Genomic DNA, 16,086 nt, shown 5'->3' on the forward strand with positions numbered 1-16,086 from the left:
GCGCTGAGATGTGCAGTGGGTCCGCCCCGCTGATCACGTGTCACGTGCTGGTCATACATCGCTTCCGCCTCCTCACCTGTGGTAGCGCAGATACTTTCGGTCCTCGTGTTCTCGAATACCTTGCCCCGCGCCGGTATTCGATCGAGCTGGTCCAACGTGCCGATCCGACTCTCGACCTCTACTCGACGTCCAGTCAGGGACGAACAGGAAGGGAACGAGTGTTCGAAACCAGGTTCGCTGCAATCGAACTCGTGTTGCGAACACCGAATGACATACCTGTGATTAGACACGTCCAGGTGTGTCGCGGTCAAGCCGATCGCACAAATCCAATACCATCACATGCCCGAAATCGGCGCTCTCCCCGGATCGAAGCCCGTCCCGTGCGTGTCGCATCGGTTCTCCCGGTCACAAACGGTCCCCGCGGACGTCGGCCCACGGGTGGGCGCTCACCCCGCACCACCGCAACCCCATTAGGCTCGCGTGTTGTGAAAGTTACTGTTCTGGTCGGTGGCGTCGGTGGCGCTCGGTTTCTGCAGGGTCTGAAAACCTTGTTCGGCGACGAGCCCGAGCACGAGATCACCGCCGTGGTCAACGTCGGTGACGACGTGTGGATGCACGGTCTTCGCATCTGCCCGGATCTCGACACGTGCATGTACACCCTCGGCGGAGGAATCGACACCGAGCGAGGCTGGGGGCGCATCGCGGAGACCTGGAACGCTCGGGACGAGTTGGCGGCCTACGGTGCCGATCCCGACTGGTTCGGACTCGGCGACCGTGACATCGCCACACACCTGATCCGCAGTCGTATGCTGCGCACCGGCTTTCCGCTGTCCGCCGTCACCGAAGCGCTGTGCAACCGTTGGCAACCCGGAGTTCGGCTCCTGCCCGTCACCGACGACCGCTCCGAGACCCACGTCGTCGTCACCGATCCGGACGACCCGGCCGGGGAGCAGCAGCGCGCAATTCACTTCCAGGAGTGGTGGGTTCGGTACCGCGCGCAGATCCCGACCCACAGCTTCGCCAACATCGGAGCCGAACAGGCAACTCCGGCACCGGGAGTCGTCGAAGCGATCGCCGAGGCCGACGCCGTCGTCCTCGCTCCGTCCAACCCGGTGGTGAGCGTCGGTGCGATCCTCGCAGTACCGGGTATCCGCGGGGCGCTTCGCACGACGACCGCCAAGGTGGTCGGCCTCTCCCCCGTCGTCGACGGTAAGCCGTTGCGCGGCATGGCCGACGAGTGCCTGTCCGTCATCGGAGTGGAGACCACGGCGCAGGCGGTGGGCCGTCACTACGGAAGCCGAAGCGGTACGGGCATTCTCGACGCATGGCTGGTGCACACCACCGATACGGCGGTCGTCGACGGGGTGGACGTGCAGTCGGTTCCGTTGCTGATGACCGACCCCGAGACCACAGCGGTCATGGCCCGAACCGCTCTGCGCGCAGCCGGACTCGACCTGTGACCGACACTCGCGATACCGATTCGCTCCGGTCGGCACCCGAGGATCACGCTCCGGGCGGCTCGATCGAGATACTGCCGGTGACCGGCCTCCCCGAGTTCCGGCCGGGCGACGATCTGGCCGCGACCGTTGCGGACCGAGCGCCGTGGTTGCGTGACGGAGACATCCTGATCGTCACCAGCAAGATCATCTCGAAGGTCGAGGGCCGTCTTGTGCAGGCACCTCGCGATGCGGACGAGCGAGATGCCGCCCGCAGAGTCCTCGTGGAACAGGAAGCCGTGCGCATCGTCGCACGCAAGGGCCGAACCCTCATCACCGAGAACCGACTCGGCATCGTGCAGGCCGCGTCGGGAATCGACGGCTCCAACGTCGACGGAGGCGAACTGGCGCTGCTGCCCGAGAACCCCGACGCCAGTGCCGCCGCGCTCCGCACTGCGCTCGGCGCGCTACTGGGGGTGACGGTCGCCGTGGTCGTCACCGACACGATGGGACGGGCGTGGCGGATCGGCCAGACCGACGCCGCCATCGGTGCGGCGGGCCTGGGCGTCGTACATGCGTATGCCGGAGCCGAGGACGGTCAGGGAAACGAGCTCGTCGTCACCGAGGTCGCGATCGCCGACGAGCTCGCGGCCGCAGGCGATCTGGTGAAGGGAAAGCTCGGCGGAGTTCCGATCGCGGTCGTGCGCGGACTGACCCCCGTCGACGACGGTTCCACCGCGGCGACGCTTCTGCGCGGCGGCGAGGACGACTTGTTCTGGCTCGGTACCGCCGAGGCACTCGATCGCGGTCGACGCGAGGCGCTGCTGCGCCGACGCTCGGTGCGGTCGTTCACCGACGAACCGGTCGATCCCGACGCCGTTCGAGCGGCCGTTGCCGATGCACTCACCGCCCCGGCCCCGCACCACACCCGTCCGGTTCGATTCGTCTGGGTCAGAACCCCTGCTGTCCGGCGTCGACTGCTCGAGACGATGCGGGAGCAATGGCGAGCCGACCTGGCCGGCGACGGGCTGAGCGAGGAGCGGATCGCCGCGAGACTGAGCCGCGGCGACATCTTGTTCGACGCCCCGGAAATCGTGATCCCGTTCTGCGTGCCCGACGGCGCGCACTCGTACCCCGACGAGAAGCGTCGAACCGCGGAGGACACGATGTTCACCGTGGCTGTCGGTGCGGCCGTGCAGGGGTTGCTCGTCGCCCTCGCGGTGCGTGAACTCGGCAGCTGCTGGATCGGTTCCACCATCTTCGCCGCCGATACCGTGCGCGCCGAACTCGGCCTGCGCGCGGATTGGAAAGCCATGGGAGCCATCGCAATCGGGCATCCCAGCGAATCGCTGACCGTCCGGGATCCCGTGGTTCCCGGGTCGTCACTGGTGGAGCTCTGACGTGTCGGCGTCGACACTGTGGCGTTCGGTCGGAGCATCGCTCGATCGATGGGCACCGTCCGATTCGAACGACGAATCGCTGCGGCACACGATGCTGGCGTTTCTCGACAGCAACCCGGACGCCTGCCTGCGGGCCAACGAGGCCGGCCATTTCACCGCGTCCTCGTTGGTGCTCGACACGTCGGGTACCCATGTGCTGCTGACCCTGCATCCGAAGGTCGGTCGGTGGATCCAACTCGGCGGCCACTGCGAACCGTCGGACGAGACGGTTGTCGACGCAGCGCTACGGGAGGCCACCGAGGAATCCGGGATCGCCGATCTGACGGTCGACCCGATCATGCTCTCCGCGCACACTCATCCGATCACCTGCTCGCTCGGTAAGCCGACGCGGCACCTCGACCTGAGGTTCCTGGTCCGGGCCCCGGACGGAGCGCGAGCAGTCCGCAGCGAGGAATCGACGGATCTGCGCTGGTGGCCGGTCGATGCTCTGCCCGACGACGCGGAGCGCGAGACGATCGACCACCTCGTCTCGCTCGCCGCGCGTCGTCGGTAGGGACCGCCTGGGTCAGACGTCGGTGGAGAAGCGGACTCCACCGTCGGGCAACTTGACGCCGGGCCACACGCGCGCTCCGCGGAGCAACTCGCAGCGGGCCCCGATGTCGGCACCGTCGCCGATGACCGCGTCGCGCACCAGTGCACGGGGTCCGATACGAGCGCCGAAGCCGAGAATCGATCGCTCGACGACGGCACCTGCCTCGACGACGGCACCGTCGAACACGACGGCTCCGTCGAGGCGGGCACCCGCTCCGATCTCGGCGCCGCGTCCGACGACGGTTCCACCGATCAGCAGTGCGCCCGGTGCCACTCCCGCGCTCGGATGTACAAGCGATTCGCCGCGGTCCCCGTGCAGCGCAGGCGACGGCGCGATACCGCGAACCAGATCGGCCGAGCCCTTGACGAAGTCCTCGGGTGTTCCCATGTCGCGCCAGTACGCACTGTCGACGTGTCCGTAGACCTTCTTGCCCTCGGCGAGCAAGGCCGGGAACACTTCTCGCTCCACCGACACCGGCCGGCCGGCCGGAATGGACTCGATGATCTCGCGCTTGAAGACGTAGCACCCGGCGTTGATCTGATCGGTCGGCGGATCCTGCGTCTTTTCGAGAAACGCTGTCACTCGGCCGGATTCGTCGGTCGGCACGCAGCCGAACGCGCGCGGGTCGCCGACACGAACCAGGTGCAACGTGACATCGGCATCGGTGTTCCGGTGCGTATCGAGGACCGCGGTCAGATCGGTACCGCCGAGGACGTCGCCGTTGAAGACCATGACGTTGTCCGCGCGCAGGCGCGGAAGTACGTTCCTGATGCCGCCACCGGTACCCAGCGGCTCGGTCTCGAAGACGTACTCGAGGTCGATGCCCATCGAGGACCCGTCCCCGAAATGCTGCTCGAACACTTCGGCTTTGAACGACGTTCCGAGGACGACGTGCTCGATACCCGCGGCCTTGATGCGCGCCAGCAGGTGCGTGAGGAACGGCAGCCCTGCGGTGGGGAGCATCGGCTTGGGTGCCGAGAGTGTCAGCGGCCGGAGCCGAGTTCCCTTGCCGCCGACCAGGATGACTGCGTCGGTACGTGCGGCGACCGATGTGGGACTATCCGGCATGTCCAGCCTCTGTTCTCTCGTCCGATTCTCGTCCGTCAACTGCTCGCGCCCGAAGCGCCGAGGCCACAACGATCTTCGAACGAAGACCGAGACCGCCACGCAGGGCCCATCGTAAGGGAGCCTGCCACGTTCGGTCGTGTCGATCGGCCTGGAAGCGGTACGCACTGGTGTGATGTGCGGGCAACATCACTTCCGGATGCCGTCCTGCCGCATGGCCTTTCGAGTGGGTCACCTCGACGTCGGGAACGTAGACGTTGTGCCAGCCCGCTCTGCTCAGCCGGTCGCCGAGATCCACGTCCTCCATGTACATGAAGTAGCGCGAGTCGAATCCGCCGATGGAATCGAACGCCGAACGCCGCAGCAGCAGACAGGATCCCGACAGCCACCCCACCGGCCTCTCGCTGACGGTCTCGTTCTCCTGGCGATACCGCCGAGTCCACGGGTTCGTCGGCCATAGCTTGCCGAGCACCGCGTGGCCCGCACCGGACGTGAGATCGGGTACCGACCGTGCCGACGGGTACCGCGAGCCGTCCGGCTCGCGAATGAGCGGTCCGAGGGCACCCGCCCGTGGCCACCGCGCCGCTGCGTCGAGCAGACCGTCGAGCGATCCGGGATGCCACCGCACGTCCGGATTGGCCACGACGACGAACTCGACGTCGGGGTCGATCTCGGCCACCGCGCGATTGACCGCTGCGCCGTAGCCGATGTTCGCGCCGGTTCGCAGCAACTCGGCCTCCTCGAACGCGACCTCGGCTGCCTCGGGCGCGCCGTCGACCGAGCCGTTGTCCGCCATGATCACCCGAAGGGGCCGCGTCGTCGCCTCACGTAGAGACGTCAGGAACTGGTCAAGGTATTCGCCGGGTGAATAGGTCACCGTCACCACGGCCAGCTCGGAACTCACGCGGGCAAGACTAGCCCGATCTCGCGTCGAACCCTCATGTCGACTGCGTCAAGGCTGCTGTCAACGCATCCGACCACGGCCGCGCCGGGGTCAGGCCGGCATCGACCCACGCGGTCGGTGAGAGCACCGAGTACGCGGGCCGAGGGGCCGGAACCACGTATTCGGCGCTCGAACACGGCTCGACTCGCTCGGGATCGGCACCGATCCCCGCGAACACCGCGCGTGCGAGGTCGAACCAGCTGGCCTGCCCCGCATTGGTGAAGTGCAGCGTTCGTCCGCGCACAGCAGGGTCGGCTTCGATCTCGAGCAGCCCCGACGCCAGATCCAGGGCGAACGTGGGCGAACCGATCTGATCGTTCACCACGGGGATCGTTTCGCGCTCGCCTTCGAGTCGGCGCATCGTGGTCACGAAATTCTTGCCCGTGTTGTCGTACACCCAGGCGGTCCGCACGACCACGGCCTCGGGCAGCTCCTCGTGCACCGCGAGCTCGCCTGCGAGCTTGGTGCGTCCGTACGCCGACTGCGGTGCGGTCTTCGCATCGACCTCGTACGGTTCGGTTGCTGTGCCGTCGAACACATAATCGGTGGAGACGTGGATCAACCGGGCTCCGACACGCCCGCAGGCGCGCGCGAGATTTCGAGGGCCGTCCGCGTTGACCGCCGACGCCCGGTCCTCGTCGGTCTCGGCGGCATCGACGGCGGTGTAGGCAGCGCAGTTGATCACCGTCGCCCCCGCGCTCACCGCGGCGTTCACGGCGTCGGGGTCGGTGATGTCCAGGTCGGCGGACGAAAATCCGAACACCTCGACTCCGTCACCTCGTTCGGCGGCCAGAGACATCACTCGGCGGCCCAACTGGCCGTGTGCACCGGTCACCACGATCGCATTCACGGTTGCCAAGTGTGGCACGCCGCGTTCGCTTCGGCGAGGCAGCGACCGGTGACAAGTAACCTTCGAACGGCGGGGGGAGAACAACGAAGTAGGCAGGTTTCAGGCCGGCCGGAAACGAGAGAGGGTCGTCACGGTGCCACGAGATCCAGGCACGCCCGGAGGTGAGCGCACTCCCCCGCCGAGGCGGAGCGCTCCCCGGCGATCCGACGATCCCCGAGCGCGCACCTCGGGACGCTCCAGCGAGCGCGAGGGCGCCGCCCACCGATACGTCGACGACGAACACCGCGGAGAACGCCGCACCGGAGAACGCAGACATGGTGCTCCCGGCGAACGCGCGACCAGATCGCGTCGTCCCGATCGGCGAAGCCCTCGCGGTGGCGTCGAGCGACCCGGATCCGGCGGCAGGGGCCCTCGCGTCGGCAGTACCCGATGGCCTGCAACCCACGTCGCGGTCGCAGTGCTCTCGATCCTGGTCCTGCTGGTGACCGGTTTCGCGTGGCGCAGTGTCGACAGCCTGCGCTCCAATATCGCCACCGCGGGTGGTCTCGGTCTCGGCGGAGCCGCCGACGGTGCCGTCGACATTCTGATGGTCGGCACGGACAGTCGTACCGATGCTCACGGCAATGCGTTGTCCCCCGCAGAACTCGCGTCCCTCAACGCCGGCGAAGAGGTGGCGTCCAACACCGACACGATCGTGCTGATCCGCGTTCCGAACGACGGTTCGTCGGCCACCGCGATTTCCATCCCGCGAGACTCGTACGTCGAGGTACCCGGCATCGGCATGTCCAAGATCAACGCCGCGTACGGCGCGACCAAGGAGAACAAGCGACTCGAATTGGTCGAGCAAGGGGTGACGGACGCCGATGCCGAATCCCAGGCCACCGAGGCCGGCCGAGAGGCCCTCATCGATTCCGTCGCCAACCTCACCGGCATCACCGTCGATCACTATGCCGAGGTGGGCTTGCTCGGCTTCGTGCTGCTGACCGACGCCGTCGGCGGTGTCGAGGTGTGCCTGAACAACCCTGTGCAAGAACCACTGTCGGGTGCGAACTTCCCCGCGGGCGAGCAGAATCTCTCCGGTTCGCAGGCTCTGAGTTTCGTCCGACAGCGGCACGATCTTCCGCGCGGAGATCTGGACCGCATCGTGCGCCAGCAGGTGTTCATGGCCTCGCTCGTGCGGAGTGTGCTCAGCGCCAAGACGCTGAGCAACCCTGGCAAACTGGGCCAACTCAGCACCGCGGTGCAGCGATCGGTGACTCTCGATTCCGACTGGGACATTCTGCAGTTCGCCACGCGCCTGCAGGATCTCGCCGGCGGCAAGGTCAAGTTCGAGACAATCCCCGCAGTGGACATCAATGCGACCACCGACTACGGCGAATCGATCGTGCAGGTCGATCCCGCTGCGGTGAAGAAGTACGTCGCAGGCCTGCTCGCCGACGGTAATTCGGCGGAGGCCAACGCCGAGGATTCGGACGCACCGGCTGTCGATCCGTCGACGGTGACCGTCGATGTCGCGAATGACAGCGGTATCGACGGGCTCGCCAACGGTGTCGCCGGTTCGTTGACAGCGTTGGGGTACGTCGACGGCACCATCGGAAATTACGAGGGCGCGTCGATCTCGGCGAGCCGCATCCAGGCTGCCGATGTGGACAGTGATGCCGCACGCGCCGTCTCGGCAGCGCTCGGCGGACTGCAGATCACCGCGGACGACTCGCTGTCGGCAGATACCGTTCGGGTGGTCCTCGCGAACGACTACGCGGGGCCGGGCTCGGGTCAGGCTGCGACGGCGGAAACCGTTGCTCCCGAGTCGGGTACGGCGGTTCCCGAGGCACCGGCTGCTCCGATCGACGCCGGTTCCGTCGGCCCGATGTGCGTCAACTGATCGGCGTTCGCTCACTGTGTGAATCGGAGTCGTCGAGCGTCATCTAGGGTCGTGGGGTGGCTTCGAATCTGACTCAGACCCTGCTCGACCCGATTCTCGCCGCCGATCCGGCCGGTCCGCGCATCACGTTCTACGACGATGCGACCGGTGAGCGGGTCGAGGTGTCGGCGGTGACCCTCGCGAACTGGGCGGCCAAGACCGCCAATCTGTTGCGCGACGAGTTCGGCTTCGAGGTGGGTGGCAGGGTGAGTGTGCTGTTGCCGGCGCACTGGCAGACGGCCGCGGCGCTGCTGGGAATCTGGTGGGCAGGCGGCGAGGTGATCCTCGGGGCCGACGACTCCGCGGACGTCGCGATGGTGTCGGGTGATCGGCTCGACGAGGCTCCCGACACAGAAGAAGTGCTGGCGTTCTCGCTCGACGCCTTCGGCAAGGCGGTCCCCGATCTGCCGATCGGGATGACCGATTACGCGACGTCGGTGCGGGTGCACGGCGATCAGTTCAGGGTCGCGGGTTCCGGGAGCGCGGGTTCCGAGATCGCAGCCGCGGCGCTGGACGGGCGTTCGGTGGACGAGGTTCTCGCCGCCGCTCGTGAGCGAGCCGACACACGGTCCTGGACGGCCTCGGACCGGGTCATGTCCAGCGCGTCCTGGACCACAGCCGACGAGCTGATCGACGGTCTGCTCTCGGTACTCGTCGTGGGGGCGTCACTGGTTCAGGTGGCACATCCGGACGAGGGTAAGTCGCAGCGGCGCGCCGAGACCGAGAAGGTCACCGGCACTTTTGGTCAGCCGGGCTGACGGTAGCCGCCGTCGGCGAGTCCGGCCTCGATCTCGTACTTGTTCGCCGGGCCCCTATGTCGCGCTTCTTCGGCGAGGTAGCGAAACGGGAAGGTGAGCCCGAAGTTCGCCCATTGGTCTGCATGTACGGCCTCGTGTCGCAGTACCCGACGGGCGGTGTTGCCCTTCGTCAGGTAGGCACCGCCGAATGTCGTTCCGCCGCGGCCGAATCCGCCACGCAGACCGGTGCACACGAACAGGGAGAATTCGTCGTCGAAACGCGCCGTACCGCGCCAGAGTCGGGCATAGAACAGCGCCAGCCGCGTCACCAGCATGGACTGCCGACTACCGCGACCGGCGCGCCTGATCTGCTCGCTCCGTGACACGGCTGCGCTCACCCGAGCAGAGCGGTGCGCAGAGCTTTGTCCTTCTCGAGCACCATGGCCTCGAGTGAGGCCTGGAACGCGGAAATCCGTTCTTGCAGAGCCGGATCGGACGCACCGAGAATCCGGACCGCGAGCAACCCTGCGTTGCGTGCACCACCGATTGAGACCGTGGCCACAGGGACTCCGGCGGGCATCTGAACGATCGAGAGCAGAGAGTCCATACCGTCGAGGTACTTCAGCGGCACCGGCACTCCGATGACCGGCAACGGCGTCGCCGACGCGACCATGCCGGGCAGGTGGGCCGCTCCCCCGGCCCCGGCGATGATGACGCGGATCCCGCGGCCTGCGGCCTCGCGGGCGTAGTCGAGCATGCGCTGCGGGGTGCGGTGCGCGGATACGACGCCTACCTCGAAGCGAATTCCGAACTCCGCGAGCGCTTCTGCCGCGGCTTCCATCGTCGGCCAGTCGGAGTCGCTGCCCATGATCAGGCCGACTGCAGGGCCTGAGTCGATCGTGTTGTCAGTCATCGTGCGGGTCCCATCCGTCGGTCCATTCGGCGTGCGACATCCAGTGCGCTGCGCGCTCGGCTCGCTCGCGCACCGAGGCCACGTAGGCGGGGTCGGCGAGCGAACCCGACTGCGCGCCCAGGATGTTCACGTGTCCGATCTTGCGATCCTTGCGCTCGCCCTTGCCGTACAGATGCACCTTCGCGTCGGGCATGCGGGCGAACAGGTGATGCAGCCGCTCGTCCATCGTCATCTCGGGGGCCTGCGGCGCGCCCAGAATGTTGGTCATGACCGTCAGCGGAGCGAGTGGATCGGTGTCACCGAGCGGGTAGTCCAGTACTGCACGTAGGTGCTGCTCGAACTGCGAGGTACGGCACCCGTCCATGGTCCAGTGACCGGAGTTGTGGGGTCGCATGGCCAGTTCGTTGACCAGGAGCTTGCCGGAGGTGGTCTCGAACAGTTCGACCGCGAGGTCTCCGACCACGCCCAGCGCACCTGCGATGTCGAGGGCAAGCCTGCCTGCGAACGTGGCCACGTCCTCGTCGAGGTCGGGAGCCGGTGCCAGCACCACCGCGCACTGGCCGTTGCGCTGCACTGTCTGCACCACGGGCCACGCGGCTCCCTGGCCGAACGGTGATCGTGCCACCATCGCCGACAGCTCACGGCGCATGGCCACCTTCTCCTCCACCATGAGCGGTACACCCAGGTCGAGTTGTGCGGTGACGATCTCCTCGGCTTCCTCGGCGTCGGCGGGCATCCACACTCCACGCCCGTCGTAGCCGCCGCGCACTGCCTTGAGCACCACCGGCCAGCCGTGCTCGTCGCCGAACGCGATCGCGTCCTGCGCCCACGAGACCTCCGCGTAGGCGGGACCGGGCGCGCCCAGTTCGGCGAGCTTGCGACGCATGCGCAATTTGTCCTGGGCGAAGATCAACGCGCTCGGCGGCGGTTGTACGTTGACCCCTTCTGCCACGAGAGTCTCCAGGTGCGCGGTGGGCACGTGCTCGTGGTCGAAGGTGAGCGCATTGGAACCGGTCGCGGCAGTGCGCAGCGCATCGAGGTCGTCGTGGTGGCCGAAGACGACGTCGGGGCTGACCTGAGCTGCAGGCTCGTCGGCACCGGCGGCGAGAACACGAAGGGTCTGTCCGAGTTCGATCGCGGACTGGTGAGTCATGCGGGCGAGCTGACCGCCGCCGATCATCGTCACCACGGGCATTCCGGTCGACGACGGGCGCGCAGCAGTGGGGCGCGGTTCGGTACCTGTCACGGCTCACCATGGTGTCATGTCGCACGCATTCGGTCCGAACCGGCAGGCTCACTCGAGACGGCGGACTCGGCGAGGACCTGTGGAAACCCTGATGATCGGAGCCTCGGTTCGGCGGAACCGGAATGTGTTTCGTAGACTTCACCGTTGTGCCGACGATCGCAAGCGTGCTCCAGCGCTTACCCACGCCCCTTCGGGACCTCGCGATTCGGCACAGTGAGCTGATCAAGTTCGCCATCGTGGGTGGCACGACGATGGTCTTCGACCTCGTCATCTTCTATTCGCTCAGCCTGACGGTGCTCGAGCAGAAGCCGGTGATCGCCAAGATCATCTCGGGTGTCCTCGCCACCCTGCTCAGCTACTTCCTCAACCGTGAGTGGGCCTTCAAACACCGCGGCGGACGCGAGCGGCACCACGAGGCACTGCTCTTCTTCGCGATCAGCGGTATCGGTGTGCTCATCGCAGCCGGTCCGCTGTGGATCGCGAACAACGTCTTCGACATCCGCGATACCAGCGAATCCCTGACGACCGTGGTCATCATCGACTTCGTCCTCAACTACATCATCGGCAACCTGTTGCAGATGGCATTCCGGTTCTGGGCACTACGCCGCTTCGCTTTCCCCGAGGACAACGCGCGCACGATCCTGGAAGTGGACGCCGAACGCAACGAGGATCCGACCGACGCAGCGGACGCACTCGACCAACCCTGAGATGCACCAACGCTGAGATGCTCAGCGCGGTTCGCGCCGAGGCACGGTAGGCGACGGTTCCCGCCACGCAGGCAGGAACACCGAGAAGAGTGCCGGGCGGCGTCGCTGCAGTTCCAGACGTCCGCCGTCCGCCTCGATCAGCGCCCGGGCCAGTGCGAGCCCGACACCGGTGGAACCGGCTCCCGAGAATCCGCGGTCGAAGATGTGCGGAGCAAGTTCGTTGTTCACCCCTGGCCCCTCGTCCGAGACCTCGACGCAGACCAGTCTTTCGCGGCGTCCCTCGGTGCTCTCCACGGCCGAGACGGCTCGAACCGCCACCGTGCACGCTCCCTCTCCGTGCACCAGGGAATTGTCGATCAGCACCGAGACCGCTTCGCGCAAGCGCGATCCGGTCACCGAGGCCTTCAGATCCGCGTCGCCCTTGATCGCCAGGGTCCGACCCACGTCCTCGAAGTTTCGCTGCCATTCGACGATGGTTCCTGTCAGTTCCTCGACGACCGAGACCTCGTGCGCGTCGGCCGCGCCGTCACTACGAGAGGATCGAACGAGCTCGTCGATGGCAAGGGTCAGCCGATCCACCTGGTCCATCGCCTCGTTGGCCTCGTCGACCACCGCCGGGTCCGGGTGTGTGGAAATTTCGTCCAGGCGTAGACGGACAGCGGTCAGGCGACTGCGAAGCTGATGCGAGACATCGGCAACCAACGTGTGTTCACGCTGCAACCGTCCGGCGATCTCGACGGTGGCCGAGTCCAGAACCTCCGAGACCCGATCGAGTTCGGCGATGCCGTGCCGTCGTGGATCCGGCCTGAAGTCGCCCTCGGCCAGGCGAGCAGCTCGCCGCGCCACATCCTGCAGCGGGTCGGCCAAGCGCTTGGCCGTCACGACGGCCACGACGGTGCCTGCCATCGCAGATGCGAGCACGACGAGAGTCACCGCTCCCAGCGCTTGGCGCTGAAGGGACCGCATGTCGTCGGACGGCACTTCCAGGCGAAGCGAACCCGAGGTACCCATCGACAGCGATTCCACCAGCGGGCGAGGCACGGACGACTGCCCGATGTCCGCGCGCGAGGCTGCATCCTCCGGAGTCGGATAGATGACCACGAGCCGGCCGCCCTGCGGGATCGCCAACCGAAGCGAGCCGATGTCGAGTTGCCCCTCGATCAGCCCCGCAGACCCTTCCTGCGAGATGATCTCCGCCGCCATTCGATCCAGGCGTGCCTGCAGGTCGTTGCGGGTGAAATCCTCCACCCACAACCACGCGGTGTACATCAGGGGCAAACCGAGCAGCAACGCCGTCATGACGACGACGGCGAGAATCGAGACCAGAATTCGACGCCGCATCGACCGCTAGTCGCTGTTGATGCGGAAGCCGACGCCGCGCACCGTGGCGATGCGACGCTCGGCCACCGGCCCTTCGTCGCCGATCTTGCGACGCAGCCAGGACATGTGCATGTCCAGAGTCTTCGATCCGCGCAACTCTGCATCGCCCCAGACCTCACGCAGGATCACTTCGCGAGAGACGACCTGGCCCGCATGGTCGAGCAGGACCTTGAGCAGCTCGTATTCCTTGTTGGCGAGAGATATCTCGGTGCCACCGACCAGGACGCGTCGGGCAGCGGGTTCGAGACGGATAGCGCCGACCTCGATCGGGGAATCCTCCCCGGCACCACGGCGGCGGAGCAACGCACGTACGCGGGCCATGAGCTCGGCGAGGCGGAAGGGCTTACCGACGTAGTCGTCGGCCCCGGCGTCGAGGCCGACCACGAAGTCGACCTCGTCGGTGCGTGCGGTGAGCATGAGTACGGCAACCTCGGATCGGTTGGCACGCACCTGCCGACACACTTCGAGGCCGTCCATCCCCGGCAGGCCGAGGTCGAGTATCAACAGGTCGAATTTTCCGTCCAGCGCACGCTGAAGGGTGGCAGGGCCGGTCTGTTCGACGGTCACCGTGTAGCCCTCGCGCCCGAGAGCTCGGGACAGGGGTGCAGCAATGGCTTCGTCGTCTTCGGCAAGCAGCACGTCGGTCACATCGGTCACCCTACGGTTCGAAGGTGAGAACAGCCTGTGTTACCTGCGTTTACCGGCTCGCCAACCGGGCTTGGACTCGCCGGCCGAATCCTCGGGTGTCGGCTCGAACGCCGCTTCCCGGCCGTGCACGGGTTCGCGACGGTACTCCATCGAGTCGAATACTTGCTGGTAGAGCAGCGAATGGACGCGTTGTACGTGCGGAATGTCGTCGAACTCGAGTGGGTCGTCCGATGCCGAGGCGATGATCAGCGTGCCGGTCCGCAACATCCGGTCGATCAGTCCGTGTCGAAACTGCACATTGCTGATTCGGCTCATCGGAATGTCGATGCCGGAGTGGGTGAGCACGCCTTGCCTGATCAACACTCGTCGATCGGTGACGATGAAATGCGTGCACTTCCAGCTGATCAGCGGCACCAGGCACCGCCACACGACGATCGCCGCCCACAGCACCGCTGTGGCGATCATGGCGGCGTTCGCTGCCGTCGAGTCGAGGCGTGCACTCGCGGCCCCCAGACCGACGCCTGCCAGGCCCGTGACGAGAACGAACGTGACCGACGGCAGGACGAGCATCTTCCAGTGGGGGTGATGATGAAGCAGGAGCTCTTCCTCGTCTGCCAACGCGTCCTGTGGATAACCCACGTGCACTCCTGACTACTCGCTACGACTTCCGTCGAGTCGATATGGTCTCACGCGAGAGGTCGCAGATGAGTGACATCACCGGCGGCCACGGCCAGCACCGACGGGTGATCGGACCCGGGGTGCTCGACCTCGATCACGATCCGGCCGTGCTCGTCGACGTCGACCGCAGTTCCGACCTTCTCGTCGCCACCGGGCAGATCGACTCGCACACGCTGCCCGATCGTGCCGCACCTGTCCCGGTACCGGTGGGCGAGGGCGTCGGTGTTCCAGTTCGAGTCCCGCCACGAGTCGATCTCGGCGGCCATCCCCCGCAGAATCGCCCGAACCAACGTGTCGCGGTCGAGAACCGCGGCCCCCTCCAGCGCCAATGACGTCGCCGTGGGTACCGGCAACTCGTCGACGGTCATCGTCACATTCACCCCGAGCCCGATGACGACAGTGGGCGACGGTCCGTGCGCGGCGACCTCGGCCAGGATGCCCGAGACCTTCTTGCCTCCGATGAGGACGTCGTTGGGCCATTTCAGCCGAGCATCCACTTCACCGACGGTGCGCAACGCGTCGACGAGAGCGATTCCGGTCATGAGCGACACCCAGCCGAGCACGGCGGGATCGATTCCCGGGAACTTCAGCAGCATCGACACGAGGATCTGCGACCGAGGCGCGCCGGAGAACGGTCTTGCATGCCTGCCACGTCCGCTGTCCTGGTGTTCGGCGATCAATGCCGTCCGGTCTGCGTAGTTGGCAACCCCCGCGATCAGGTCGGCATTGGTCGAACCGGTCTCCGCCACCACGTCCAGCCGGGACCACGAGGCCTGCGGGCCGTCCACCAGCGCCCGGCGAAGCGCGCGGACGTCCAGTGGTGGCCGATCGAGGTTTGTCCACATGCGCACCAGCATATGGGCTCGCCGACAGGCCGACGGCCTGTCGGCAACCACCCTCGGTCGGGGCGCAGATCACACTCGCAGTTAAAGTGGTGCCCCATGACCAGCGTCCAGGATTCCACTGCACACGGGTCGGCCGAAGCCCCCGATATCCATACCACTGCGGGTAAATTGGCCGATCTTCGTAAACGTCTCGCGGTTGCGGAGATTCCGTCCGGTGAGGCAGCGGTGGACAAGGTCCACGCCAAAGGCAAGCTCACCGCCCGCGAACGGATCACCGCGTTGCTCGACGAGGGCTCGTTCGTCGAACTCGACGCCCTCGCCCGGCACCGCTCCCAGAACTTCGGGCTCGGGGACAACCGGCCCTTCGGTGACGGTGTCGTCACCGGCTACGGCACCGTCGACGGCCGCGATGTGTGCGTGTTCTCCCAGGACGCAACCGTCTTCGGCGGCTCCCTGGGCGAAATCTACGGCGAGAAGATCGTCAAGGTCATGGACCTGGCCGTCAAAACCGGCCGCCCCCTGGTCGGGATCAACGAAGGCGCCGGAGCCCGCATCCAGGAAGGCGTCGTCTCCCTCGGGTTGTACGGCGAGATCTTCCACCGCAACGTCCGCGCCTCCGGAGTCATCCCACAGATCTCGCTGATCATGGGACCCGCCGCCGGCGGGCACGTCTACTCCCCGGCACTGACCGACTTCGTGGTCATGGTCGACGGCACCTCCCAGAT

General features: G+C 66.6%; 18 protein-coding genes. 8 read left to right on the top strand and 10 right to left on the bottom strand.

Going from position 1 to position 16,086, the window contains the following annotated elements; all coding sequences use genetic code 11:
- Positions 1-485 precede the first annotated feature (485 nt).
- From cofD to AB0362_RS26170, 3 genes are read left to right on the top strand one after another with little or no spacing between them, the layout of a single operon-like run.
- Entirely contained in the window at positions 486-1,460 is a 975-nt protein-coding gene (gene cofD, locus AB0362_RS26160; protein WP_317808784.1) for a 2-phospho-L-lactate transferase, read from the top strand.
- A complete protein-coding gene (locus AB0362_RS26165) occupies positions 1,457-2,836 on the top strand; it encodes a coenzyme F420-0:L-glutamate ligase (protein WP_317808782.1) in 1,380 nt (459 codons plus the stop codon). Before cofD ends, AB0362_RS26165 begins: the two co-directional genes overlap by 4 nt.
- A 1-nt stretch (position 2,837) precedes the next feature.
- Entirely contained in the window at positions 2,838-3,389 is a 552-nt protein-coding gene (locus tag AB0362_RS26170; protein ID WP_317808780.1) for an NUDIX hydrolase, read from the top strand.
- Positions 3,390-3,401: 12 nt separating this feature from the next.
- Here the strand turns inward: AB0362_RS26170 and AB0362_RS26175 are convergent, their stop codons facing one another.
- The 3 genes from AB0362_RS26175 to rfbD are packed head-to-tail and all read right to left on the bottom strand — an operon-like array spanning position 3,402 to position 6,286.
- The gene (locus tag AB0362_RS26175) at positions 3,402-4,496 is read right to left on the bottom strand and encodes a sugar phosphate nucleotidyltransferase (protein ID WP_068045714.1); all 1,095 of its coding nucleotides are present in this window, start codon (positions 4,494-4,496) and stop codon (positions 3,402-3,404) included.
- Complete coding sequence (locus tag AB0362_RS26180; RefSeq protein WP_317808779.1) at positions 4,486-5,397, bottom strand: glycosyltransferase family 2 protein; 912 nt, start codon at positions 5,395-5,397, stop codon at positions 4,486-4,488. The genes AB0362_RS26175 and AB0362_RS26180 overlap by 11 nt, the downstream gene beginning before the upstream one ends.
- A 34-nt stretch (positions 5,398-5,431) precedes the next feature.
- Positions 5,432-6,286, bottom strand: coding sequence for a dTDP-4-dehydrorhamnose reductase (rfbD, locus tag AB0362_RS26185; protein WP_317808777.1), 855 nt, complete (start codon positions 6,284-6,286; stop codon positions 5,432-5,434).
- Positions 6,287-6,447: 161 nt separating this feature from the next.
- On the opposite strand from rfbD, the gene AB0362_RS26190 reads away from it, so the two are divergent.
- From AB0362_RS26190 to AB0362_RS26200, 3 genes are read left to right on the top strand one after another with little or no spacing between them, the layout of a single operon-like run.
- On the top strand, positions 6,448-6,771 hold the full coding sequence (locus AB0362_RS26190; RefSeq protein WP_149405441.1) for a hypothetical protein: 324 nt from the start codon (positions 6,448-6,450) through the stop codon (positions 6,769-6,771).
- The gene (locus AB0362_RS26195) at positions 6,744-8,168 is read left to right on the top strand and encodes an LCP family protein (protein WP_149405440.1); all 1,425 of its coding nucleotides are present in this window, start codon (positions 6,744-6,746) and stop codon (positions 8,166-8,168) included. Before AB0362_RS26190 ends, AB0362_RS26195 begins: the two co-directional genes overlap by 28 nt.
- A 56-nt stretch (positions 8,169-8,224) precedes the next feature.
- Entirely contained in the window at positions 8,225-8,965 is a 741-nt protein-coding gene (locus tag AB0362_RS26200; RefSeq protein ID WP_149405439.1) for a TIGR03089 family protein, read from the top strand.
- Here the strand turns inward: AB0362_RS26200 and AB0362_RS26205 are convergent.
- The 3 genes from AB0362_RS26205 to AB0362_RS26215 are packed head-to-tail and all read right to left on the bottom strand — an operon-like array spanning position 8,953 to position 11,103.
- On the bottom strand, positions 8,953-9,342 hold the full coding sequence (locus AB0362_RS26205) for a hypothetical protein (RefSeq protein WP_255183293.1): 390 nt from the start codon (positions 9,340-9,342) through the stop codon (positions 8,953-8,955). The genes AB0362_RS26200 and AB0362_RS26205 overlap by 13 nt on opposite strands.
- Positions 9,339-9,857 carry a 5-(carboxyamino)imidazole ribonucleotide mutase gene (gene purE / locus AB0362_RS26210; protein ID WP_317808775.1) on the bottom strand — a complete coding sequence of 173 codons (519 nt, stop codon included), beginning with the start codon at positions 9,855-9,857 and terminating at the stop codon, positions 9,339-9,341. Before purE ends, AB0362_RS26205 begins: the two co-directional genes overlap by 4 nt.
- Positions 9,850-11,103, bottom strand: coding sequence for a 5-(carboxyamino)imidazole ribonucleotide synthase (locus AB0362_RS26215; protein ID WP_149405437.1), 1,254 nt, complete (start codon positions 11,101-11,103; stop codon positions 9,850-9,852). Before AB0362_RS26215 ends, purE begins: the two co-directional genes overlap by 8 nt.
- A gap of 146 nt (positions 11,104-11,249) precedes the next feature.
- Between AB0362_RS26215 and AB0362_RS26220 the strand changes: the two genes are divergently transcribed.
- Positions 11,250-11,810: a GtrA family protein gene (locus AB0362_RS26220; RefSeq protein ID WP_179272203.1), complete on the top strand. Its 561-nt coding sequence runs from the start codon at positions 11,250-11,252 to the stop codon at positions 11,808-11,810.
- A 21-nt stretch (positions 11,811-11,831) separates the two neighbouring features.
- Here AB0362_RS26220 and AB0362_RS26225 read toward each other — a convergent pair whose 3' ends face one another.
- Genes AB0362_RS26225 through AB0362_RS26240 form a run of 4 tightly spaced genes read right to left on the bottom strand, consistent with a single transcriptional unit; the run spans position 11,832 to position 15,361 of the window.
- Positions 11,832-13,151: a HAMP domain-containing sensor histidine kinase gene (locus AB0362_RS26225; protein ID WP_317808774.1), complete on the bottom strand. Its 1,320-nt coding sequence runs from the start codon at positions 13,149-13,151 to the stop codon at positions 11,832-11,834.
- A 6-nt stretch (positions 13,152-13,157) separates the two neighbouring features.
- The gene (locus AB0362_RS26230) at positions 13,158-13,838 is read right to left on the bottom strand and encodes a response regulator transcription factor (RefSeq protein ID WP_037190266.1); all 681 of its coding nucleotides are present in this window, start codon (positions 13,836-13,838) and stop codon (positions 13,158-13,160) included.
- A 39-nt stretch (positions 13,839-13,877) separates the two neighbouring features.
- Positions 13,878-14,477, bottom strand: coding sequence for a PH domain-containing protein (locus tag AB0362_RS26235; protein WP_094688946.1), 600 nt, complete (start codon positions 14,475-14,477; stop codon positions 13,878-13,880).
- A gap of 47 nt (positions 14,478-14,524) precedes the next feature.
- Positions 14,525-15,361, bottom strand: a complete 837-nt coding sequence (locus AB0362_RS26240) for a biotin--[acetyl-CoA-carboxylase] ligase (RefSeq protein WP_149405436.1) — start codon at positions 15,359-15,361, stop codon at positions 14,525-14,527.
- A 96-nt stretch (positions 15,362-15,457) separates the two neighbouring features.
- Between AB0362_RS26240 and AB0362_RS26245 the strand changes: the two genes are divergently transcribed.
- Positions 15,458-16,086: carboxyl transferase domain-containing protein (locus tag AB0362_RS26245; RefSeq protein ID WP_366236296.1), on the top strand; the 629-nt coding region annotated here is incomplete at its 3' end.

Source organism: Rhodococcus sp. NPDC079359 (genome assembly GCF_040702585.1).
Lineage (GTDB): Bacteria > Actinomycetota > Actinomycetes > Mycobacteriales > Mycobacteriaceae > Rhodococcoides.

What these genes read in the sequence shown, in the direction of transcription:
- AB0362_RS26225 (WP_317808774.1), bottom strand. Translation starts at nt 13,151, where the DNA reads ATGCGGCGTCGAATTCTGGTCTCGATTCTCGCCGTCGTCGTCATGACG.
- AB0362_RS26175 (WP_068045714.1), bottom strand. Translation starts at nt 4,496, where the DNA reads ATGCCGGATAGTCCCACATCGGTCGCCGCACGTACCGACGCAGTCATC.
- AB0362_RS26240 (WP_149405436.1), bottom strand. Translation starts at nt 15,361, where the DNA reads ATGTGGACAAACCTCGATCGGCCACCACTGGACGTCCGCGCGCTTCGC.
- purE (WP_317808775.1), bottom strand. Translation starts at nt 9,857, where the DNA reads ATGACTGACAACACGATCGACTCAGGCCCTGCAGTCGGCCTGATCATG.